This is a genomic window from Amycolatopsis orientalis (assembly GCF_000943515.2).
Classification (GTDB): Bacteria; Actinomycetota; Actinomycetes; order Mycobacteriales; family Pseudonocardiaceae; genus Amycolatopsis; species Amycolatopsis orientalis.
Map to the genome: position 1 here is coordinate 5,928,203 of NZ_CP016174.1, position 21,237 is coordinate 5,949,439.

Annotated in this window: 22 protein-coding genes; 7 read left to right on the top strand and 15 right to left on the bottom strand. The window is 69.4% G+C overall.

Annotation, left to right across the window (positions count from 1 at the left end; all coding sequences use genetic code 11):
• Window positions 1-53: 53 nt before the first annotated feature.
• From glmS to SD37_RS25955, 3 genes are all read right to left on the bottom strand, one after another.
• Window positions 54-1,874: a glutamine--fructose-6-phosphate transaminase (isomerizing) gene (gene glmS, locus SD37_RS25945; protein WP_044851204.1), complete on the bottom strand. Its 1,821-nt coding sequence runs from the start codon at window positions 1,872-1,874 to the stop codon at window positions 54-56.
• A gap of 69 nt (window positions 1,875-1,943) precedes the next feature.
• Window positions 1,944-2,216, bottom strand: a complete 273-nt coding sequence (locus tag SD37_RS25950) for a hypothetical protein (protein ID WP_037314457.1) — start codon at window positions 2,214-2,216, stop codon at window positions 1,944-1,946.
• Window positions 2,217-2,278: 62 nt separating this feature from the next.
• Complete coding sequence (locus SD37_RS25955; protein WP_044851205.1) at window positions 2,279-3,253, bottom strand: helix-turn-helix transcriptional regulator; 975 nt, start codon at window positions 3,251-3,253, stop codon at window positions 2,279-2,281.
• A 92-nt stretch (window positions 3,254-3,345) separates the two neighbouring features.
• On the opposite strand from SD37_RS25955, the gene SD37_RS25960 reads away from it, so the two are divergent.
• A complete protein-coding gene (locus SD37_RS25960; RefSeq protein WP_044851206.1) occupies window positions 3,346-3,741 on the top strand; it encodes a RidA family protein in 396 nt (131 codons plus the stop codon).
• Window positions 3,742-3,889: 148 nt separating this feature from the next.
• A complete protein-coding gene (locus SD37_RS25965) occupies window positions 3,890-4,828 on the top strand; it encodes a helix-turn-helix domain-containing protein (protein WP_044851207.1) in 939 nt (312 codons plus the stop codon).
• On the opposite strand, the gene SD37_RS25970 is transcribed toward SD37_RS25965, so the two are convergent.
• From SD37_RS25970 to SD37_RS25990, 5 genes are all read right to left on the bottom strand, one after another.
• On the bottom strand, window positions 4,815-5,588 hold the full coding sequence (locus SD37_RS25970) for a hypothetical protein (protein WP_044851208.1): 774 nt from the start codon (window positions 5,586-5,588) through the stop codon (window positions 4,815-4,817). The genes SD37_RS25965 and SD37_RS25970 overlap by 14 nt on opposite strands.
• Window positions 5,589-5,597: 9 nt before the next feature.
• Window positions 5,598-6,269, bottom strand: a complete 672-nt coding sequence (locus tag SD37_RS25975) for a papain-like cysteine protease family protein (protein ID WP_145926728.1) — start codon at window positions 6,267-6,269, stop codon at window positions 5,598-5,600.
• A gap of 214 nt (window positions 6,270-6,483) precedes the next feature.
• The gene (locus SD37_RS25980) at window positions 6,484-8,046 is read right to left on the bottom strand and encodes an adenylate/guanylate cyclase domain-containing protein (RefSeq protein ID WP_044851210.1); all 1,563 of its coding nucleotides are present in this window, start codon (window positions 8,044-8,046) and stop codon (window positions 6,484-6,486) included.
• A 61-nt stretch (window positions 8,047-8,107) separates the two neighbouring features.
• Window positions 8,108-10,087, bottom strand: coding sequence for a hypothetical protein (locus tag SD37_RS25985; protein ID WP_044851211.1), 1,980 nt, complete (start codon window positions 10,085-10,087; stop codon window positions 8,108-8,110).
• Between the two features lie 135 nt (window positions 10,088-10,222).
• Window positions 10,223-10,546 carry a hypothetical protein gene (locus tag SD37_RS25990; protein ID WP_236725116.1) on the bottom strand — a complete coding sequence of 108 codons (324 nt, stop codon included), beginning with the start codon at window positions 10,544-10,546 and terminating at the stop codon, window positions 10,223-10,225.
• A gap of 154 nt (window positions 10,547-10,700) precedes the next feature.
• Between SD37_RS25990 and SD37_RS25995 the strand changes: the two genes are divergently transcribed.
• On the top strand, window positions 10,701-10,955 hold the full coding sequence (locus SD37_RS25995) for a hypothetical protein (protein WP_044851212.1): 255 nt from the start codon (window positions 10,701-10,703) through the stop codon (window positions 10,953-10,955).
• A gap of 46 nt (window positions 10,956-11,001) precedes the next feature.
• On the opposite strand, the gene SD37_RS26000 is transcribed toward SD37_RS25995, so the two are convergent.
• Entirely contained in the window at window positions 11,002-11,718 is a 717-nt protein-coding gene (locus tag SD37_RS26000; protein WP_083255082.1) for a MerR family DNA-binding transcriptional regulator, read from the bottom strand.
• A 62-nt stretch (window positions 11,719-11,780) separates the two neighbouring features.
• On the opposite strand from SD37_RS26000, the gene SD37_RS26005 reads away from it, so the two are divergent.
• The 3 genes from SD37_RS26005 to SD37_RS26015 all read left to right on the top strand — a co-directional run bounded on the left by SD37_RS26005 (window position 11,781) and on the right by SD37_RS26015 (window position 14,443).
• Window positions 11,781-12,257 carry a DUF6194 family protein gene (locus SD37_RS26005; RefSeq protein ID WP_044851214.1) on the top strand — a complete coding sequence of 159 codons (477 nt, stop codon included), beginning with the start codon at window positions 11,781-11,783 and terminating at the stop codon, window positions 12,255-12,257.
• A gap of 53 nt (window positions 12,258-12,310) precedes the next feature.
• Window positions 12,311-13,045, top strand: a complete 735-nt coding sequence (locus tag SD37_RS26010) for a TioE family transcriptional regulator (RefSeq protein ID WP_044851215.1) — start codon at window positions 12,311-12,313, stop codon at window positions 13,043-13,045.
• 249 nt (window positions 13,046-13,294) lie between these two features.
• Window positions 13,295-14,443: a S1 family peptidase gene (locus SD37_RS26015; protein ID WP_236725117.1), complete on the top strand. Its 1,149-nt coding sequence runs from the start codon at window positions 13,295-13,297 to the stop codon at window positions 14,441-14,443.
• Window positions 14,444-14,506: 63 nt separating this feature from the next.
• On the opposite strand, the gene SD37_RS26020 is transcribed toward SD37_RS26015, so the two are convergent.
• Complete coding sequence (locus tag SD37_RS26020; RefSeq protein ID WP_044851252.1) at window positions 14,507-15,499, bottom strand: alpha/beta fold hydrolase; 993 nt, start codon at window positions 15,497-15,499, stop codon at window positions 14,507-14,509.
• A 110-nt stretch (window positions 15,500-15,609) separates the two neighbouring features.
• Between SD37_RS26020 and SD37_RS26025 the strand changes: the two genes are divergently transcribed.
• Window positions 15,610-16,185, top strand: a complete 576-nt coding sequence (locus SD37_RS26025) for a helix-turn-helix domain-containing protein (RefSeq protein WP_065912979.1) — start codon at window positions 15,610-15,612, stop codon at window positions 16,183-16,185.
• Window positions 16,186-16,202: 17 nt separating this feature from the next.
• Here the strand turns inward: SD37_RS26025 and SD37_RS26030 are convergent, their stop codons facing one another.
• The 5 genes from SD37_RS26030 to SD37_RS26050 form a co-directional block, all read right to left on the bottom strand.
• Window positions 16,203-17,666: an alpha/beta hydrolase gene (locus tag SD37_RS26030; protein ID WP_063774569.1), complete on the bottom strand. Its 1,464-nt coding sequence runs from the start codon at window positions 17,664-17,666 to the stop codon at window positions 16,203-16,205.
• Window positions 17,667-17,794: 128 nt separating this feature from the next.
• Window positions 17,795-18,583: an ABC transporter permease gene (locus tag SD37_RS26035; protein ID WP_044851218.1), complete on the bottom strand. Its 789-nt coding sequence runs from the start codon at window positions 18,581-18,583 to the stop codon at window positions 17,795-17,797.
• Window positions 18,580-19,530, bottom strand: coding sequence for a daunorubicin resistance protein DrrA family ABC transporter ATP-binding protein (locus SD37_RS26040; RefSeq protein WP_044851219.1), 951 nt, complete (start codon window positions 19,528-19,530; stop codon window positions 18,580-18,582). Before SD37_RS26040 ends, SD37_RS26035 begins: the two co-directional genes overlap by 4 nt.
• Window positions 19,531-19,564: 34 nt before the next feature.
• On the bottom strand, window positions 19,565-20,410 hold the full coding sequence (locus tag SD37_RS26045; RefSeq protein ID WP_044851220.1) for a DUF4097 family beta strand repeat-containing protein: 846 nt from the start codon (window positions 20,408-20,410) through the stop codon (window positions 19,565-19,567).
• Window positions 20,411-20,459: 49 nt separating this feature from the next.
• Window positions 20,460-20,990 carry a toxin-antitoxin system HicB family antitoxin gene (locus SD37_RS26050; protein WP_044851221.1) on the bottom strand — a complete coding sequence of 177 codons (531 nt, stop codon included), beginning with the start codon at window positions 20,988-20,990 and terminating at the stop codon, window positions 20,460-20,462.
• Between the last annotated feature and the right edge of the window lie 247 nt (window positions 20,991-21,237).

The following is a 21,237-nucleotide window of genomic DNA, read 5'->3' on the forward strand; positions in this document are numbered from 1 at the left end:
CTCTCACCTTGACCACGAACGGGCGGGGCGCCATTCGACACCACCGGCGGAGATCATTCCACGGTGACGGACTTCGCGAGGTTGCGCGGCTTGTCGATGTCGTGGCCGAGGATCAGCGCGGCGTGGTAGGCCAGCAGCTGCAGCGGGATGGTGAGCAGGATCGGGTCGAGTTCCGGCTCCGAACGCGGGACCACGAACCGCGGCACGTCGAGATCGCCGAAGTCCACGTCGTCATGGGTGATCGCCAGAACCGGGCCTTTACGGGCCTTGATCTGCTGTACCGCGGCGAGGTTCCGGTCGGCGAGGTCGTCGAAGGGCACGATGGCGACCGTCGGCACCGAGTCGTCGATCAGCGCGAGCGGGCCGTGCTTGAGTTCCGAGGTCTGGTAGGCCTCGGCGTGCCGGTACGAGATCTCCTTGAACTTCTGCGCGCCTTCGCGCGCCACCGGGAAGCCCCGGACGCGGCCGACGAAGAACAGGCTCCGGGCGTCCGCGCAGGTCTTGGCGTGCTCGGCGATCTCCGCCTCCGCCGCGACGATCTCCGCGACCTGCCGCGGCAGCGCCCGGATCGCCGCGACGATCCGCTGCCCGTCCGCGTTGGACAGATCGCGGACCCGGCCCAGTGCCAGCGCGATCATCGCGAACCCGACGGCCATGTTCGTGAGCGCCTTGGTCGAGGCGACGGCGATCTCGGGCCCCGCGTGCAGGTACAGACCACCCTCGCAGGCGCGTGCGATCGTCGAGCCGACGACGTTGACGAGGCCGACCACGCGGCCGCCCTTGCGCTTGACCTCTTCGACGGCGAAGGCGGTGTCCGCGGTCTCGCCGGACTGGCTGACCGCGATGTAGAGGGTGTCCGCTTCGATGATCGGGTTGCGGTAGCGGAATTCCGACGCCGCTTCGGCGTCGGCGGGCACCCGCGCCAGCTCCTCGATCATGGTCGCGCCGATCTGGCCCGCGTAGTACGCCGAACCGCAGCCGAGGATCTTCACCCTGGCGAAGCCGCGCAGGTCACGGGGAGTCAGGTTCAGACCGTCCAAACGGGACACCCCGAACCGGTCGTCGAGGCGGCCCCGGATCATCCGCTCCAGCGAGTCGGACTGCTCCTGGATCTCCTTGTACATGTAGTGCTGGTGACCGGCGAGGTCGAGGTCGTCGGCCTTGATGTCGATCGCGGTCGCGGCCTTGCCGGTGTCGCTCTCGTCGACGGTGAAGGTGCGGTAGCCGGTGGCCGAGACGCTGGCGAACTCGCCGTCGTCGAGGTGCACGACCTGCGAGGTGTGGCGGACCAGCGCGGAGAGGTCGCTGGCCACGAACATCTCCCGGTCGCCGACGCCGATGATCAGCGGCGAACCGTTGCGCGCGACCACGACGCGGTCAGGGTGCTCGGTGTCGGTCACCGCGATCGCGTAGGTGCCGGTGATCCGCGAAACGGCCTCGACGACCGCGTCTTCGAGGGTTTCGGCACCCGACCGCGCGATGAGGTGGGCGAGCACCTCCGTGTCGGTCTCGGAGGTCAAGGTCACCCCGGCCTGGCCGAGTTGCTCGCGCAGGCTGACGGCGTTGTCGATGATCCCGTTGTGCACCACGGAGATCCGGCCGTCCTCGGAGACGTGCGGATGGGCGTTCGCCTCGGTCGCCGGGCCGTGCGTGGCCCATCTCGTATGCCCGATGCCGACCTTGCCCGCGAGCCGCTTGGGCAGGGCGGCCGTCAGATTCCGCACCCGCCCCACGATCCGGTGCACCTGGGCGCCTTTACCGCCCAGTACCGAGATCCCGGCCGAGTCGTAGCCGCGGTATTCCAGCCGCGTCAGCCCCTCGATCAGGATCGGGGCGGCGTTCTGGCCACCGATGTAGCCGACGATTCCGCACATGACGAGTCACCCTCACAAAAGAAAGAACGGACGGACGCGCGCGAAGGCTCGGCCTCGCGACGTGGTCCGTCACCCGTAGACGATGCGGCGCAGTTGCCGCTCGGACAGATCGGGAGGCGCGACGAGCCGCCTGCTCAGTTCACCGGCGATCAGGGCGAAGATCTCGGGGTTCTTCCTGCCCTCGCCCTGCAACCGGGCGTGCCGCGACCGGACGTACTCCTCGACCGGCTGCCGGTAGAACGCCAGGACGTCCTCGACGACGCGTACGGCGATGGCCGTCGACAGACCTGTCGACAAGGCCACCTGTTCGACGATGTCCGCGTCCTCCACGGTCCCCATCATGCACAGCGAGGTCTCGAAATGCCAGTTCTTGCCCGAAATCGGGCAAGAACTGACGATTCAGCTCAGTCCGAGGCTTCGTAGCGGGCCGCGATCGCGGTGGCACGGTCGTGCAGGGACTCGCGCAACCACGGCGGGGCCAGCGCCTCCGCGCTCGTGGCGAGCTGCCACAGCGCCCACTCGGCGTGCCGTGGATCCTGGAAGGTCACCTCCAGCTGCAGCCACCCGTCCTCGTCCGCCTCTTCGGACAGGACGGCCAGCGCGGTGTCCAGCAGCTCCACCCGCCGCGCCGGATGCACCCGCACCAGCACGGCGACCTGGTCGCCACCGGTGCGGAACCGCGTGCCCCGGTCCTTCCAGGCCCGGTCGAGATCGATCCGGTCCGGTCGCTGCGCGGGTTCGTCGAGTTCCTCGGCGGCCCGGATCCGGGACAGCCGGTAGGTGCGGTCCTCGCCGGATCGCGTGGCCAGCAGGTAACCCTGGTCCCGCACGGTGACCAGGCCGATCGGGTCGACCGTCCGCCATCGCGGTTTCTGGCCCGTCGCCACGTAATGGATGCGGAGCTTGTGCCCGGCGAAGACCGCGCGCCGGACCTCGGCGACGATGGCGTCGGGCACCTCCTCGGCGATCACGCGGCGCGAGAGGAGATCGGTCTCCGGGTCGATGAGCAACCGCTCGGCCACGCCGGCGGCGGTGTCCCGATGGCTTTCGGGGAGCGCGTCGACCACCTTGAGCATGGCCGAAGCCAGCGCGGAGCCGAGGCCGAACGCCTGCGCGCCGCGCCGCGATCCGGCGATCAGCAGGGCGAGGGCCTCGTCGTGGGTCAGCCCGGTGAGCTCGGTCTGGAAACCGGGCAGCAACGCGAAACCGCCGTGCCTGCCGCGTTCGGCGTAGACCGGGACGCCCGCCACGGACAGCGCCTCGATGTCGCGCAGCACGGTGCGGGTGGACACCTCCAGCTCGCGGGCGAGCGTGGCCGCGGACAGCCGACCGCGCTGGCGCAGCAGCAGGACCAGCGAGACCAAACGGTCGGCACGCATGACGGAAACCGTAGCGGAATACACGACACAGGATGTCGTGATTCGCTGGGAGGCTTCCGCTGTCGAGGAAAACGAATGGAGCAGAAGTGGCAATGGAACGAACGGCGGTCAACCCGTGGCCGTGGTCGGTGGCGATGGGCTACAACCAGGGCGAGGTCGTCACCGGACAGACCCGGACCCTGTACTGCGCTGGGCAGACCGCGATGAGCGGCGAGGGCGAACCGCGGCACGCCGGTGACATGGCGGCGCAGCTGGCGCTGAGCCTGGACAACCTGGAGGCCGTTCTCAGCGAGGCCGGTATGGCCCTCTCGGACCTCGTCCGGCTCACCGTCTACACGACCGACGTCGATCTGCTCTTCCAGCACTACGGCGTGCTGGCGTCGCGGTTGGGCGCGGCGGGGGTGGCTCCGGCCACCACGATGCTCGGGGTGACCCGGCTGGCGCTCCCCTCCCTGATGATCGAACTCGAAGGAACCGCCGTCGCCTGAGGCCTCGTGAGTGGTGATGACGGTTAGAACCGTCATCACCACTCACGAGACGGCCGGGAAGAAAGTCCGGTTTTCGACCTTAGACGGTTGCCGTCCGCCGCCGGACTGCGCATGCTGTGCGCCAATCCGGCGGTGGTGGGGGTGGCCCATGTACCAGCAACGCAAGGAACCCGGCACAGCGAGCGCGGTCAGGTTCGGTCCTTTCTCCCGGGCGCTTTCCGAGGCGGTCGACCAGCGCGGGTTGTCCCTGTCCCGTATCCGGGCGCATCTGGCCGCGCGCGGCGTTTCCGTGGCCGAATCGACCTTGAGCTACTGGCAGCGCGGACTCCGGCATCCGTCGACACCGCGATCACTCGACGTCGTCCGCGCGCTCGAAGCGGTGCTGGGTCTCCCCGCGGACAGCCTGGTCGTCCTGATCGGCCCGCAACGGCGGCCCGCCGTCGACGGCGACCGCAGGCCTTCCCTCGCGGAACTGCGCCAGAGCTGGAGCGAGACCTGCACGCTGCTGGACGAGCTGAGCGAATCCCCCGGTGCGGCGGGAAACGCGAAGCTCGACGTCGTGACCGTCGTCGACGTGCTGACGATGACGGCGGAAGGCCGGATCTCGGAGATCACCTCGACGATGGTGGTGCGGGCACGGCGATCCGGCGCGGACGGCTTCGTGGTGACCCACCAGGACGAACCCGGCACCGACATGGAGGCCACGACGGTCTTCGCCGCCGACGGCTGCCGCAGAGGCAGGGTGCGCCGAAGCGCTTCGTCGCCGGGAATGGTGTTCGAGCTGCTCTTCGATCGCGGCCTGGCCGAAGGAGAAACGCATACCTTCGCCTTCACGCTGCGGCTCGCCGCTTCGATCCGGTCGACCTGTTTTCACCGGACGGTGCGGTCCCGGATGTCGGCCTACCTGCTCCGGATGCGGTTCGACCCGGACGCGATCCCCGCCCGCTGCGTCAAAACCGTGCGGGAGCGCGAAGAACTCGCGCCGGTGGTCAGTGAACCGCTGTTCTGCGGTCCGGGCGCGACGGTCAGCGCGTACTTCGAGGATCTCGGCGTCGGGATAGCCGGGATCGACCTCATCTGGGAGTGAGGCGGCGCTTCCGGCGCACCACGAACAGCACGGCTCCCAGCCCGGCGGCGCCCGCCGCGATCAGCCCGGCCACGACCCCGGCAGGCAGACCGCTTTCGACGGGCTCGGCACCGGCCTGCGCGAAACCGATCCCGCGATTGCGCTGATACTCCGAGCCCGCCAGTTTGTCGCCGTAGCGGCCGTGCACATCCTTTTGGTACTCGGAAAGCGGGACGGACTTCCCCACCGGCGTCTGCGGCAGGCTCGCCTGCAGGAGTACGACGTCGTCCCGGCCGAGGTCGTACCAGCCGTTGATCTGGGGTTCGTTGAGCAGGACCGAACCGGGGCGCAGCCGTGCGTTCAAGGTCTCTTCGTCGTTCCCGGAGAACGCGCCCGCCGCGACCCACGCCCCCGGCCCCTCCGGCATCACCTGCAGGGTGGCCTTCTGGCCGGAATCGGCGGTGGCCGTCACGGTGATGGATTTCAGCACACCCGCCGGTGCCCCGGCCGTCGCGCGGACGAAGTCGGGATTGAGGGTGTACACCGGCACGCCGTGCCCGCTGACCGTGATCCGCCGCGGTTCGATGTGGTCGACCTGCCGGAAGTTCGATTTCGTGAGACCGATCGCTCCCGGCTCACCGGCGACGCGCACCGCGGCGGCGACCTCGTCGGCCGAGGGCGGGACGACTCCTTCGCCCGCCGCGGCGGGCGGCGCGGCCGGGACGAGCAGCGCGACGGCGACCACGAGACCACGGGAGAACTTCCGGCAGATCTGCTTCATGACCGCGTCTCAGCCCTTCCGGATGTTGACGATGGTGTCGTTCCAGCGGAACTGGCCGTTGCTGCGGTACTGGTTGTAGTTCCAGGTCTGGTAGCGCTGGTAGGTCGGCCACGGGTCGCCGACCATGATCGACTGGTTCGCCGAGTCATAGCCGTAGATCACTTCGGCGTGCCCGCCACCGGACGTCCAGTAGATCCCCGTCAGGTTCAGGATCCCGGCGTCGATCTGGCTGACGACCGAGCTGAAGCCGATCGGGCCGCCCGCGTCCTGCGCGGAGAAGCCGGTGCCCCGGAAACCGCGGACGATCTCGTAGATCTGGGCCGCCTGGTTCGGGCAGTATCCGGCCGACGTTCCCTTGCCCGCGGCGCAGAACTGGGCCTGGCTCGCGGTTCCGCCCAGTGCCTTCTCGATGCTCGAACCGTCCGCGGCCCAGCACCACTGGTTGTACTGCTGTACCTGCTGGGTGTAGTTCAGCTGCTTGGAGGCGGCCGAAACGGCGACCGTGCTCGCGGTCCCCGCCACCGGTGCGACCTCACGCACTTGAGTGTGGGTCAGGGTCTTGATCAGGCCGGTGGGCCGGTCTCCGTCGCCACCGGGCTGCGCGAGGGCGGTGGCGGGCAGCATGCTCAATGCGAAGACGGCGGCACCGGTCGCCAGCGCGGCCCTCGGAAGTCTCATCACGGATGTCTCCTTTGACCCGGGGATGGGGGAGATCACCGTGCGCCGCCAGGACTTCCGGGGACAACGCCCGCACCGGACGCGAGAGCGGCGCTGTGATCGTTCACAGCGTCCGGGTCGCGATGAGTGCCAGGAAACGACGAGTCCGGGGACGGCGAGACGCGTCCCTCGCGCAAGATTCACGCCCCGTTCACAAAGGCTGTGAATCCGCCACAGTTCAGGACTTCGGTGTCGCGAGTGTCGTGGACCGGGTCCGGCCCCGCAAGACGACATCCTCTGTCGCCTTCCAGTGCGAGGCCTCGGCTTCGGCCGCCGACTCGATCGCCGTCCACGAAGCGAGCAACCGGGCTTCGACGTTCTTCGCCAGCTCTGTCAGCCGGGCGGCTTCGTTGACCGGATCCCCGATCACCGTGTACTCGAACCGCCGCGGGTCGCCGACGTTCCCGGCCACCACCTCACCCGTCGCCACGCCGATCCCGGCCGGGCATTCCGGTACCTCCGCGGCCAGCCTGCGCCCGATCGCACGGCCGGCGGACAGCGCGAGCGTCGCGTGATCCGCCAGCCGCACCGGCGCCCCGAAGATCGCGAGCGCGGCGTCACCGACGAACTTGTTGACCAGCCCGTGATGGCGGTCCACCTCGTCGACCACCACCGCGAAGAACCGGTTGAGCAGGCCGACGACCTCCTCGGGCGGGCGGCTCGCGGCCAGCGTCGTCGAACCGATCAGATCGACGAACAGCACCGACACCGTCCGCACCGTGCCGCCGAGTTCGGCGGAGGTGCGCATCGCCTCGATCGCGACGTCCTCGCCGACATGCCTGCCGAAGAGGTCGCGCAAACGTTCGCGTTCGGCGAGCCCGGCGGCCATCCCGTTGAAGCCCGCCTGCAGCAGGCCGAGTTCGGTGCCGTCGTAGACCGGGATCTCCACGGCGAAATCCCCGGCCCGGACCCGGCCCAGCGCGTGCTGCACCGACCGGATCGGGTTCACCACGGCGCGGGCGGTGAACACGGTCACCAGCAGCCCGAAGCACAGCACCACCAGGCCGAGCACGATGACCGAGACGGCGAGCTTCGTGGTCGACACGTCGCCGCGCACCCACGCCAGCACCGCCGTGACCACCAGCCCGGCCACCGGCACCCCGGTGCCCAGGCACCAGAACAGCAGCATCCGCAGGTTGACCCCGCCGCTGAGCGGCCGCTCCGGCGCGGTGCCCGCCAGGGCCAAGGCCACGTATGGCCGCAGGATGAATTCGCCTGCCAGATAGGCGATCGCGCAGACGACCACCCCGGCGAACGCGACGACGAGCAGTTCGGTCAGCACGACCCGCGGCTGCACCAGCGCGGCCAGCACCCCGAACACCGCGGTCGCGACACCCCACAGCACCGCCTGGACCAGGGTCAGGCGCAACGGGACCCGGAGGCTCGCGGCACGCTCCGCGTCGGTCGGCGTCCGTCCGTCGGCGGCCCAGCGCAAGGTCCGCAGCGCGCCGCGGGTACCCCACAGGGCCCCCACGACGACCGCGGAGACCACGTACACGGGTACCGCGATCGCGGTGACCAGGACCAGGTCGCCGGACATGCCGGGAGCGGGCATGAGCAGCGCCGCCAGCCCGACCACGACCAGCGCGCCGATGACGTTGGTCGCGATCAGTGTCCCGGTGAGCAGCCCCTGGACGCGACGGCGCAACACGGCCGTGTCCTGGTACAGCGGACCGAGCAGCCATGAGCCGAACGGCCCTTGACCTCGGCTCTGCGCAGAGGAGTCCTTGACTGGTCGCACCCGTCCCCACCGTTCACCCGGTTTGAGTGAACGAATGTACACCGAAACTCCCCACGCGGGGTCAGCCGACGTGGATTCCGGGGCGCAGCGCGGGATCGCGTTCGCTGGTGCGGATGATCTCGCGGACCACCGGGGCGGTGTCGCCGCGGCCGAGGATCAGGTAGCGGAACAAATGCCCGAGCGGATTCCCCTCACTCCACTCGAAATGGCATTGCGGCCGCACACCGGTGGCGTCGCGCAGCGCGAGCAGGACGGCCGCGATGGCGTTCGGCGCGGCCGGGCTTTCCACACGCAGGACACGGAAACCTTCGATCTCGACACCGCGGACCTTCAGCACGTCACTGAAACCGGACGGGTCGATGACGTCGATCTCGAGGAAGAGGACGTCGGCGGCGCCGGGGACCGGGTTCATGCCGCGCTGTTCGGCCTCCTTCGCCCGGTACTCGTCCGCGTCCCCGGCCTGACGGCGGTTCGCGATGATGGTCAGCGCGTTGTCGTGCTCGATCGACTCGGTGATGAACCGGCGCGCGGGCTCGTCGAACTCGATGTGCTCGACCCGCAGTTCGGTCGTGCGGGTGACCCGCGAAACCAGCGACACGATGATGATCCCGAGAATGAAGAACGCGGAGATCGTGAGCCCGTCGGGTTTCTCGATGACGTTCTCCACCAAGGCGTAGATCAGGATCAGGGTCAGCACGGCGAAGGCGATCGCGGCCTTGCGCTGACGCCGTTTCGCCGCGGAGATGGCCACCGCGACCGCGGCCGACACCATCATCGCGAGGATCCCGGTGGCGTACGCCCCGGCCTGGGCGTTGACGTCGGCGCCGAAGACGATCGTGACCAGGACGCAGATCGCGGTGTAGACCAGCACCACCGGGCGCACGGCACGGGCCCAGTCCGGGGCCATCCCGTAGGCGGGCAGATACCGCGGCACGATGTTGATCAGCCCGGCCATCGCCGAAGCCCCGGCGAACCACAGGATCAGGATGCTGCTGATGTCGTAGGCGGTGCCGACCCATTCGCCCATCAGCTCGTGCGCGAGGTACGCCAGCGCGCGGCCGTTGGCCTCGCCGCCCGGCTGGAACTTCTCCGCCGGGATGAGGATCGTGGTGACGAAACTGGTCGCGATCAGGTACACCGACATGATCAGCGCGGCGACGGTGAGCAGTTTGCGGGTGTTGCGGATGCGGTCCGCCAGCTTCTGCTCGGCGTTCTCCCCCTTGGCCGCGACGAGCGGCATCATGCTGACACCGGTCTCGAAACCGGACAACCCGAGTACCAGCAACGGGAACGCCAGGATCGCCGGGCCGATGACACCGCCGATCCCGCCCCTGCCGGAGGTCAGCGCGTCCAGCCAGCGGTCCAGCGCGGCGGGCTCGGCGATCACCTCGCCGATGCCCGCGACCACGACCACCGCGTTCAGCACCAGGAAGATCGCCACGAGCGGGATCGCGACCCCGACCGCCTCGCTGAACCCGAGCAGGAACACCCCGCCGAGGATCAGCAGCAGGACCACCGTGATCAGCACTTCATGCCCGTGCAGGAACGACGGGGTGATCGGGTTCTCCAGCGCGTGCACGGTGGCGTCCGCCGAGGACAGCGTGATGGTGATGATCCACGACGTCGCGACGAAACCCAGCAATACCAGCACGAAGATCTTGCCGCGCCAGAACGGCAGCAGATGCTCCAGCATCGCGACCGAACCCTGGCCGTGCGGGCTCTCCTTAGCCACTCGCCGGTACATCGGCAGCATGCCGAGCAGGGTGAGCGCGACGATCAGCAGCGTCGCCAGCGGCGAAAGCGCCCCCGCGGCCAGCGCGGCGATGCCGGGCAGGTACGACAGCGTGGAGAAGTAGTCCACACCGGTGAGGCACATGACCTTCCACCACGATTGCGGAGTGGTGTGCTCGTCGTGGCTTTCCGGCCCGACCGGCTGGACACGGTGCTCCATCAGCCACCGGCCCGCCTTGCTCGACGGCGCCGCCTGCCGAACCGGGCTCTCCACCCGTTCCGGAACCGCCGATTCCCCTGGCTCGGTCATGCCACTCCTCCCCGACGTTCGTGTTCGCGCCCAGCATGCCGGATGCCGCCGAGGGCGGTGATCCGGCACGCCGGTCACCGACCCTTTGGCCGGACTTCCGGGTATTTCGCCGGGATCAGGCGTTTTGCCGGATTGTCACCGGACGATGCCGGAGCCGATCAGCGTGGTGGCGTCGAGTTCAGTGACGCCCTCGGCGCGAAGGGAGTCGAGGTAGCGCTCGCGGACCTTCTCGACGACGCCGGGTTCGAGATCGGCGAGCACGCCTCGAAACCCCGAGCCGATGATGACCAGCCAGGCCACTTCCGGGGTCATGGTCAGCCGCAGTTCGTTGACCTTGACGTCCACATCGGACAGACCCCGGCCGGAAATCCATGCGGCGTAACTGTCGGGCCGGCCGATCCGGTCGATCAGCCCGGGTTCGCGTTCCGGGGGCGGCTCGGAGTCGGTCACCGCGGCCACGGCCCGCCTTCCGAGAAGAGGACATGGCGCAACGATAACCGTTTTCACATCGCCGGGTCGCGCATCGTGGGGACTCACCTACGACGGACGGAGGCCGAGGGAGCGCCCAACCAGCGGGCGAATCGCGGACCGGTCTCGTTCTAGCGTGGTCATCATGAGGAAAATACCGCTCGCGCTGCTCGGCGCGGCCGCCGTGATGGGCACGCTCGCCACCCCGGCCGCCGCGAGCGCGCTGGAAACCAGGGAATTCGTCGGCCACGGGTCGAGCGACTTCGGCCTCGCGCTCTTCTACGCCCGTCAGGACGCCAGGAACCAGGCGGACCGAGCCGGTTTCTCCGACTGCGAAGAGTACTTCAAGCTCGTCATCTCACCGTATGACGCGACGGTCTTCTGGCGCTGCACGCGCTGACATCGGAACGAAAGCTGCCTGGGTCTCGTGAGTGGTAATGACGGTTCTAACCGTCATTACCACTCACGAGACCGGAAAGCGCGGCTGTACCGTCGAAAAGGGCCCGGGAGCGTGCGGTGATGGCAGCCTCCCTGGCCTCCAGTGCGGTGGCGACGTCCTCCAGCCGCCGGGATCGCCGCAGCTCCGGCATCAGTGCCCGAAGGGGTGCGACGCGATAGCCTGCCAGCCGCAACTGGTGCACGATCCGCGCGTCCCGCACCTGGGCCGGGGTGTACCGCCGAGTTCCCCGCGGGTCGCGGTCCGGAACGACGAGCCCTTCGGCGTCCCAGTGCCGCAACGTCGACGGCCGGAGCCCCAGTGCCGTAGCGAGTTCGGAGACGCTCATCGAATCCGAGCCGCGGACATCGCCGATCAGTTCGGCCGAGATCACGCGGACGGCTTCCCTCGCCTCCCGCAGGTCCGAGCGCTCGGCGTGGAGCCCGGCGTGAGCCGCGTCGAGGAGGGCCAGCAGCCGCGCGACCGGTTCCCGGTGCGCGGCGCGGACGATCCGCTTGGCCTCGACCGGCCCCACCCCCGCGGCGAAGGCACGGTAGGCCAGCGCGGACCGGAGATGGATCTCCCCATGGATCCGGTAACCCGACGGCGTACGCGCCGCCGCCGGGAGCACGCCGTCGCGTTCCAGGTTGCGCACCTGCTGGACCGAATACCCCGACCTCCGCGCGACCTCCGCCGTACGCATCCCGGCCGAGTTGAGACTTGGCATCCACACTCCATCGAAAACCGCCTTGAACCCTCCACCACCACTTTAATGTGACGCTTGAACACATGACCATCGACGAGATCATCACCTTCGTGTCGGGCTTCGACGGCGTCCTGACCCTCACCCCCGCTCCCGGTGACGAATGGCCGGAGCTCAGCTGGGGCGACGCGTTCTTCTACTACTCCCCCGACGGCGTCGTGCCGACCAACGTCCAGCCCTTCGCGACGGTGGTGACCAAGAACTACCCCGGCGACGAGACCTCGCGCCTGGACCGCCCGGACACCTTCCGTGTGAACATCCACGCCGGGAAGGAGGAGTTCATCCGGCGGCTCGGCCGCTCACCTCGGGAAGCGGCCGAAACCGACGTCGACGCCGCCGTCACCGACACCGTGATCGCCCACCCCGTCTACGGAAACGCGGGCTGGCTGGCGGTGGTGAACCCGGCGTCGAAGACCGAGGAAGTCACCCGGGAACTGCTCGGCACGGCCTACCGGCTGGCGCGTTCCCGGTTCGAACGCAAGGCGGAATCCTCGCGCGAGTGAGCCGGAGCCGCCGGACAAGGTGTCAGCGTTCAAGGGTCGCTTATCCTTGGACAGTGGGGCGAGACCTTCGAGACCGCGAGCGGCTCAGGCCGGTCGATCTGGCGCGTGAGCACGGTCTTTCCACCCAGGCCGTCCGCAACTACGAGGCGGACGGCATCCTCCCCGCCGCCGAACGCGGCCCGCAGGGATACCGCGCCTACACGCCACGGCACGCACTGGCCCTGCGCGCTTTCCTCGCGCTCGTCCCCGGACACGGCCACGCGACGGCGACCTCGATCATGGAAGCGGTCAACCGGGGCGCGGTCGAGGACGCGCTCCGGCTCATCGACGAGAGCCACGCCCAGTTGCTCGACGACCGCCGCACCCTGCAAGCCGTCACGGCCGCGCTCCGGGATCTCGAACCGGTGCCGCAGGAACGGGGTGACCTGTTCGTCGGGCCACTGTCCGGGAAACTCGGCGTCCGGCCGGCCACCCTGCGCAAATGGGAAAGCGCCGGCCTGCTCCGGCCGGACCGCGACCCGCGGACGGGCTACCGCGTCTACAGCGCGGCCGACGTACGCGACGCCAAACTGACCCGCCAGCTCCGGCGAGGCGGCTATCCGCTGGCACAGATCGCGCCGCTGATCGAGCAGGTCCGTTCGGCCGGAGGCGTCGTGCCGCTCGAATCGGCGTTGCGCGGCTGGCACGACCGCCTCGCGACCAGGAGCCGGGCCCTGCTCTCCGGCGCCGCCGCGCTGGACGCCTACCTCGCCGATCTGACGGAGACGACGCGGAAGGGCTCCGCGTAGGCCCTGACACTTTTCGGCCAATGACACTTCCGCGCAAATCGAATACGCGGGTGATTCGCGCTTTCCGCATACGAAAGTAGGACCGCGATCATGGAACCTACTTTCGGCGCTACGACGGGATAGTCGGGCGCTCGTAATGTGCGTCACGTCGAGATGAACCGCCCGGTCCCTGCCATTCCCAACATATCCGGCGGTTCGTCGTCCCCTCCTTTACCGAAGGAAATTCGCATGCGAATTCGCGGACCCGTCATGCTCACTCTCCTGAGTGTCTGCGCCGGAATCGGCGCGCTCGCCGTCCCGGCGACGGCCGCTCCCAGCCGGCCGACCACCGCCTACGACCAGACGATGCTCGAAACACTCGCCGCCCAGCTCCGGGTCACCCCGCTGCAGGCCGCGCAGAAGCTGGTCCACGAGAAGAACCTGATCTCGTCGCTGGAGAACATCAGAGCGCGCGGCCTTCGTACCGACGGCGCGTACTTCGACGACGCGGGCACCCTCGTGGTGAACACCCCCGACGCCGGATCCGCGCAGGCACTCCGTTCCGCGGGCCTCGCGCCGCGCACCGGCGCGCGCGGGGAGAAGGCGCTGGACTCCCTGTCCGCCCGCGTCGGTGAAGTCATCGGCGCCGATGTCACCCAGGTGCAGTCCTGGGGTCCGGAACTCGCGGCGGACCAGGTCGTCGTCACCGTGGCGCCCGGCGCCGACAGCGCCCTCGTCCGGCGGCTTTCGGCGCTGCCCGGGGTGACCGTCCGAACCGGGATCGCCAACGGCAACACCACGCAGGCGGACGTCATCCCCGGCCAGATCATGGACCTCGACCCCGGCACGAACTGCACGCTCGGCTTCCCCGGGACCACCAGTGACGGCGACAACGTGCTGCTCACCGCCGGGCACTGTGTCGAAGGGAATCCCGACATCCTCAACCGCAGCGGTGTCCACATCGGCCGCGGCGTCGCCACCGAGTTCCCGTCGACCGACATGGGCCTGATGGACATCGACGACGAGGACACCGGCCGGGGTTACGTCGACACCCGCAAGGGCACCACGGTCCGGATCACCGGCAGCTCGAAGGCGCCGGTCGGCACCACGCTGTGCAAGGCGGGCAACACCACCGGCTGGACCTGCGGCAAGATCACCGCCTACAACCAGACCGTCCGCTACAGCGGGGAAAGCGTCGCCACCAGCGGGCTGGCGAAGTCGACCGTGTGCACCGAAGGCGGCGACAGCGGCGGCGCCTACATCGCGGGCAACACCGCGCAGGGCATGACCTCCGGCGGCCCGAACGACGGACACGACTGCGGCTACAACGAGGGCGCCAACGCGACCGGTTCGTACTCCTACTACCAGCCCGTCGTGGACGCGGCGAACACCTACGGGGTCACGCTGACCCGTTCCTGACCCAGGTCGCCTCGTGAGTGGTAATGGCGGTTAGAACCGTCATTACCACTCACGAGTGTCGGGTCATTTCTTGAGGAAATCGAGCAATTCCGCCGTGACGAACTCCGGATTCTCCTCGGCCAGCCAATGTCCCGCCCGCGGCACCTCGACCGCCCGGACGAGATTGGCGACGCGAGGCGCGAGCGTGGCCTTCTGGGGTTCGAGCAGTCCTTCGGCGGTCATCAGCAAGGTCGGCGTGGTGATGGGTTTCGCGCCCACGTTCGCGGCCGCGTCCTGGTCGAGGGTGCGGTAAAGCTCGAATCCGCCGTGCAGTACCTCCGGCCTGCTGTAGGTGCGGACGTACTCGCCGATCTCGGCCTCGTCGAACGGCGGCGGCGCCCCGGGTCCGCCGAAGGCCGTACCGGTGTAGGCGACCTGGGGATAGAACAGCGAAAGGTACTCGCGGACGTCGTCGCCGACGATGGCCTCCGGAACGGTCTTCTGCGAGTGGAAGGCGATGTGCCAGCTCAGGTTCCGGTAGGCAGCCCCGTCGAGCGCGGGCCCCGGCAACGGGAGGTCGAGGTAGGCGAGGCGGGTGAGATCGTCCGGGAACTGCGCGGCGTACTGGAAGGCGACCGCGGCACCGAGATCGTGCCCGACGATCCGGGCGTCGCGCAGGCCGAGCCGTCCGGCGACGAGGCCGTGCACGTAGCGGGCGAGGGTGGTCTTGTCGTAGCTGGGCGGCGCGCCCGCGCTGTCGCCGAGGCCGGGCAGATCGAGGGCGTACACCGTGAAATGGTCGGCCAGCGCGGGCATGACGCGGTGCCAGCCGTACCAGGTCTGCGGCCAGCCGTGCAGCAGGACGAGCGGCGCGCCCCGGCCGCCGGTGACATAGTGCATCTTCACCCCGTCGACGTCCGCGAACTCATGACGGAACCGCTGGGCGAAACCCGCGTCGCCGCGAGTGACGTTCTCGTGAGCGGGCACGGGATCGCCCGCCGTCCCGCACGCCGACGTCAGCAGGACGAGGGCGGCGGCGAACGCGGCCGCGGTTCGCCGGAAGGTTCGGTGAAGCATGGGCTGGATCTCCGTTTCGGTGGTCAACGTCCGGTGGAACCGTCGGACCACCTTCGCCCCGGCCACCGGGAAAACGCACGAAAACTTGCCGACCTGGCAAGATCGACGGCATGGCGGACGAGACGGACGAGGTACTGGACGCGGTGGGCCCGAGATTGCGCGCCCTGCGCAAGCACCGGGGACTGACCCTGGCCGATCTGTCGGCGTCGACCGGGATTTCGGAAAGCACCTTGTCCCGGCTGGAGAGTGGCGGACGACGACCCACCCTGGAACTACTGCTGCCGCTGGCGCGCGTGCACGGCGTTCCCCTCGACGACCTCGTCGGCGCCCCGCGCACCGGCGATCCGCGGATCCATCTGCGGCCGATCCACCGCCACGGCATGACCTTCCTGCCGCTCACCCGCCGCGCCGGCGGGGTGCAGGCCTTCAAGATGCTCATCCCCGGAAGCGACGAACCGGCGGAGCCCGCGCCGAAGACCCACGGCGGCTACGAATGGGTGTATGTCCTCAATGGACGGTTGCGGCTGGGGGTCGGCGACCGGGACCTGATCCTGCCGCCTGGCGAGGCCGCAGAATTCGACACGTCGCTCCCGCACTGGCTCGGCTCCGCCGACGGCGGCGCCGTCGAAACCCTCGTCCTGTTCGGACCGCAGGGGGAACGCGCCCACGTCCGGGCGCGTTCCTGAAGCCTGCCTTGCCCTGCTCAGCGGCAGCTCCGGTCCGCGGGCAGCTCCCCGCCCACGAGGTAGTCCCGCACCGCCGTGTCGACGCACCGGTCACCCTTCAGGAAAACGGAGTGCCGGAACGCCCCTTCCACCGTCACCAGACGAGAACCGGCGAGAGCCTGGTGCATGGCGAGCTGCCCGGCGTAGGGCGTCGCGGGATCGCCGGTCGAGCCGAGGAGCAGGGCCGGAGCGGAGTTGTGGATCCGGGTGGCGGGTTCCGCGGGAGCCACGGGCCAGAACGCGCACGGGGTGATGTTGCGGGCCAGCGGGCCGAACAGCGGCTCGGCGGCCCGATGGTCCTGGATGTCCCGGAAGTAGGTCGCCGGGTCGCGGGAGCCCGCGCGATCGGCGCAGACGACCGGCGTCCCGGCCCGGTCGGTCGCGGAACCGGATCCGGTCGTCAAGCCGTCGAGCAGCGCGGCCAGTGCCGGCGCGGGGGTGGGGTGCAGGCCCGCCGCGGCATCGCGGAGGGTGCGCACGGTGTCGACGAAGCCCGCCTGGACGGCGGGGCGATCGTCGTAGAGGTGCGCGAAGAACAGGTACGGCACTGTGTGACCGTCCACTGTGTACTTCCCGACCCGGAGCGGCCGCCGCTCCGCCGTCCGCGCGATGTCCCGCACGGTCGTCACGACCTCGTCCGCGGTCTCCCCCAGTCCTTGCCCCACGGCAGTCTTCGCCCAGTTCCGCAACGCGGCGTCGACAGCCGGGGCGGTCTGCCGGAGCAGCCCGGGCCCGAACGCCTCCGGATCCACCGACGAGTCGAGCACGAACCGGTCCGCTCGCGCACCGAACATCTGGAGGTACACCGCGCCGAGGTAGGTCCCGTACGACGCGCCGAGGTAGGAGATCTTCCGTTCGCCGAGCGCGGCGCGCACGACGTCCATGTCCCTGGCGGTGTTGCGGGTCGACGCGGCCCGCAACAGCTCGGGATCGTTGCCCGAGCAGCCGCGGGCCAGCTCCTTCGCGAGTCTCACGCTCTCACCGAACGTGCGGAGGGTCGGCCCGGCCGAGCGCACGAACGTGTCGGTCTTCCAGTCGCACCGCAGCGGTGAACTGCGCCCGACGAACCGGGGATCCATGCCGACGAGGTCGTATCGTGCCGCGATCTCCGGCATGAGCGGCCCGGCCAGGACCAGCTCCATGGCGGGACCGCCCGGTCCGCCCGGGTTGAGCATCAGTGTGCCGCGGCGGCGCGCGGGATCGGTGGCCTTGATCCGCGCCAGCGCGAGGGTGATCCCGCGCCCCGTGGGACGGCGATGATCGACCGGCACGACGACGTCGCCGCACTGCGCGCCCGCCTTGTCCAGCTCGGTCCCCAGGCGGTCGTCCGGGCCCGTCGCGCATCCGTGCCAAGTGATCGAAGGCGACGCGGTGGCGGGCGTCGCCGGGACCAACGCCCCGGCGACGAGCAGCGCCACCACGATGGCTGTTCTTTTGGGCAACGCGAACTCCTTGAGGTCTGAAGAAATCGTTGACCTCAGGCTAGGGACGCACCCGCGGCGAGGCGTCCGTCTCCAGGCGTATCCGTCTAGCCTCGGCGGGGGGGTTTCAGGAGCTCACGGCCGGCGGGTCACCGGTCGCGTTCCTTGGCGAAGAGCGACTTCGACCAGCCGTACCCCACGATCGACAGCACCGCGCACCAGCCGACGGCGAGCCAGCCGCTGTCGCCGATCGGCGTGCCGAGCAGCAGGCCCCGGATGGTCTCGATGACCGGGGTGAACGGCTGGTAGTCGGCGAACCAGCGCAGCCACGCCGGCATCGAGTCGGTAGGCACGAAACCACTGCCGAGGAAAGGAAGCAGCATGAAGATCATGGGCGTGTTGCTGGCCGTCTCGACGCTCTTGGCCGCCAGCCCCAGCGCCACCGACAGCCAGGTGAGCGCGATCGTCAAAAGCAGCAGCAGGCCGGCGGTCGCGAACCACTCGCCGACCCCCGCCGTCGGCGAGAACCCGATGAGCAGTGTCACCCCGAACACGACGGCGAGGGCGAACGCCGTCTGGATGAGCGCGCCGACGACGTGCCCCGTCAGCACCGAGGCCTTGCTGATCGCCATGGTGCGGAAGCGGGCGATGATGCCCTCGGTCATGTCGGTCGCGACGGAGATGGCGGTGCCGAGGGCGGCGCTGCACACGGTGACGAGCAGGATGGCGGGCGTCACGTAGCCGACGTATTCGGCGCGGCCGCCCCCGCCGCCGAGCCCGTTCCCGAGTGTGCCGCCGAAGACGTAGACGAACAGCAGCAGGAACACGATCGGCTGGCCGATCAGCATGATGGTGAGCGACGGATACCGTTGCATATGCCGGATGTTGCGGCGCAGCATGGTCGCGGAGTCACGCATCGAGAGGGACAGGCTGGTCATCGGGCCATCTCCTTGGTCGTGTCGGTCCGGTGACCGGTGAGGCTGAGGAAAACGTCGTCGAGATCCGGGGTGTGCACGGTGAGGCTGTCGACCGCGACGGCTTCGGCGTCCAGCCGGTCCAGCACGGCGCGGACGGCGGCGACGCTGCCGTCGGTCGGCACGCGCAGCGCCAGGGATTCTTCGTCCGAAGTGGACACTCGAAGCGCACGGGTCGCGTCACGCAACGAGACGGCGTCGGGAAACTTCAGCTGCATATGCCCACCCGGCACGCGCCGCTTCAGTTCGTCGGGCGTGCCCAAGGCGACGACCCGGCCGCCGTCGATTACGGCGACGCGATCGGCGAGCTGGTCGGCCTCCTCCAGATACTGCGTGGTGAGGAAGATCGTCACGCCGCCGCTGACGAGGTCGCGGATGATCTGCCACATGGTGCGGCGGCTGCGTGGGTCGAGGCCGGTGGTCGGCTCGTCGAGGAAGATGACCTTCGGGTCGCCGATCAGCGTCATCGCCAGATCGAGTTTGCGGCGCATGCCACCCGAGAAGGTGGCCGGTGTCTTCTTGGCGGCATCGGTCAGTTCGAAGCGTTCCAGGAGTTCGGCGGCACGTTCGCGCCCCGCACGGCGCGGCAGATGGTGCAGATCCGCCATGAGGAACAGGTTCTCCTCGCCGGTGAGGAGATTGTCGACCGCGGAGAACTGGCCGGTGAGGCCGATGGCGGCGCGGACACCGTCCGGGTCGGTGGCCAGATCGGATCCGGCGATGGTCGCGCCGCCGCCGTCCGGACTGACCAAAGTGGACAGGATGTTGACCGTGGTGGTCTTGCCCGCGCCGTTGGGGCCGAGCAACGAGAAGACGGTGCCCGCCGGGACGTGCAGGTCGACACCGTCCAGCACGACCTTGTCGCCGTAGGATTTACGCAGTCCGGTCGCGGAAATGGCCGGTTGGCTCATGTGGATTCCCCCTGAGGTTAGGGACCCGATCGGGTCAGGAACGGCGAATGACGATGTCGCCGACGGCGGTGCCGGCGTGGACCTCGACCTTGTCGGCCGCGGCGTCGGGTCCGGTGGCGGTGTCCATCTCGTTGATGACCCGGCCGAACCGGGTGTTCACGTCGAGCCAGGCCGCGCTGCCCGCGCGGATGCCGATCTCGACGTCGCCCATCGACGTCTCGAGGGAGAGCGTGCCCCGGGCGGCGTCGAGCACGCGGACCGAACCGTTGGCGGTCTTGGCCTCGACCCCGGCATCGGCCCGGTCGACGGTGATGTCGCCGTTGGCCGAGCGGAGGCGGATCGAGTCACCGGCCATCTCGATCGTGGTGGCGCCGTTGGAGTTCTTGACCACTCCGGTGCCCTCGATCGTTCCGATGTGCACGCGACCGGAACTCGTGCTGATGTCGGCGTTGCCCTCGACGTGTTCGACGACGATGCTCCCCGACGCGGAGTGCACTTTCAGTTCGCCGGTGTGGTCGAGCCGGATGTGCCCGGTGCCGGACTTGTAGCGGCAGACGCCGAGCCGTCCGGTCGCGGTGAGGTCGCCGAGGCCGGTACTCCCCTGCACCCGGGAACCGGCGGGCAGTTCGATGGTCACGTCGATCGACCTCGTCCGGTTGGAGAAGTCGAGCAGGCGCATTTTCGGCGCCCGCACGGTCAGCGTGCCGCCGGAGAACTCGACGACGGTCCGCTTCGCGGCGTCCACATCGGACTCGTTGTTCTCGTCGAGCGGAGCGACTTCGACGACGGTGTCCGTGCGGTCGCCGGCGACGATGCGGACGTTGCCGACGACCGGTTCGAGGTCGGCCAGAATGGGTTCCGGGGTGGCGAAAGTAGGCATGGTTGTCCCCTCGAAGGTGGTGTGATCGGTGTTTGTGCTGGTCGGGGTGCTAGCTGACCCAGCCGGTGTAGCGCTGGGCGGCGCGACGGCCCACCACCCCTGGCGAGCCGGGCGTGGCCGGCCGTTCCGCCGACTGCAGCGCGGCGGACGCGGCACGCACGAGCCACGCGTTGACCGAACGGCCTTGTGCGGCCGCGGCCTCCTCGACCCGTGCCTTGAGGTGCTCCGGCAGCCGGAAGTTGATCCGGGCCGTGGCGCCCTCTTCGTCCGCCGGTGACGGCGCCGGGGGCTCCGGCACCGAAGCGGCGGCAGGCCCGGACGGTTCGGCGGGCTCGGCCACGGGAGGCGTGACGGCGAAGCTGGCTTCCCCGGCGCGCAGCCGGACCTCCACCGAACCGGGCGCGAGGTCCCGCGTGATCTCGTCGGACGCGGCGGACAACGCGTCCAGCAGGGCGAGCCGGATGGCCGACCCGAGCGGCGCCGTCAGGCGTTCGGCGAGTGCGCTCGCCTCGGGCCCGCCCGCCTCGGCGGCGACGGCGAGTTCCCGGCGAACGGTGTCCACGAAAGGCGTCAGGTCCATGACGCCATCATGGCACCACAGTGGCGCCATCGCAAGTCCAAGTTGGCGCCATCATGCGCCAACTTGGCGTCTTCGCAGGTCAGAGGCCGAAGACGTACCGCAGCTTTCCCGGCGGGTGAGGATTGCCGCGAGCCGCCGGAAGACGGGGAGCGACCTGCCGTCAGGCGCTGGGGGTCGCCGAGGCAGGTCGCTACCCGGGTACCGAGGTCCCCAGGCGAAATCCACGCTACAAGAACTCCGCCTGCTC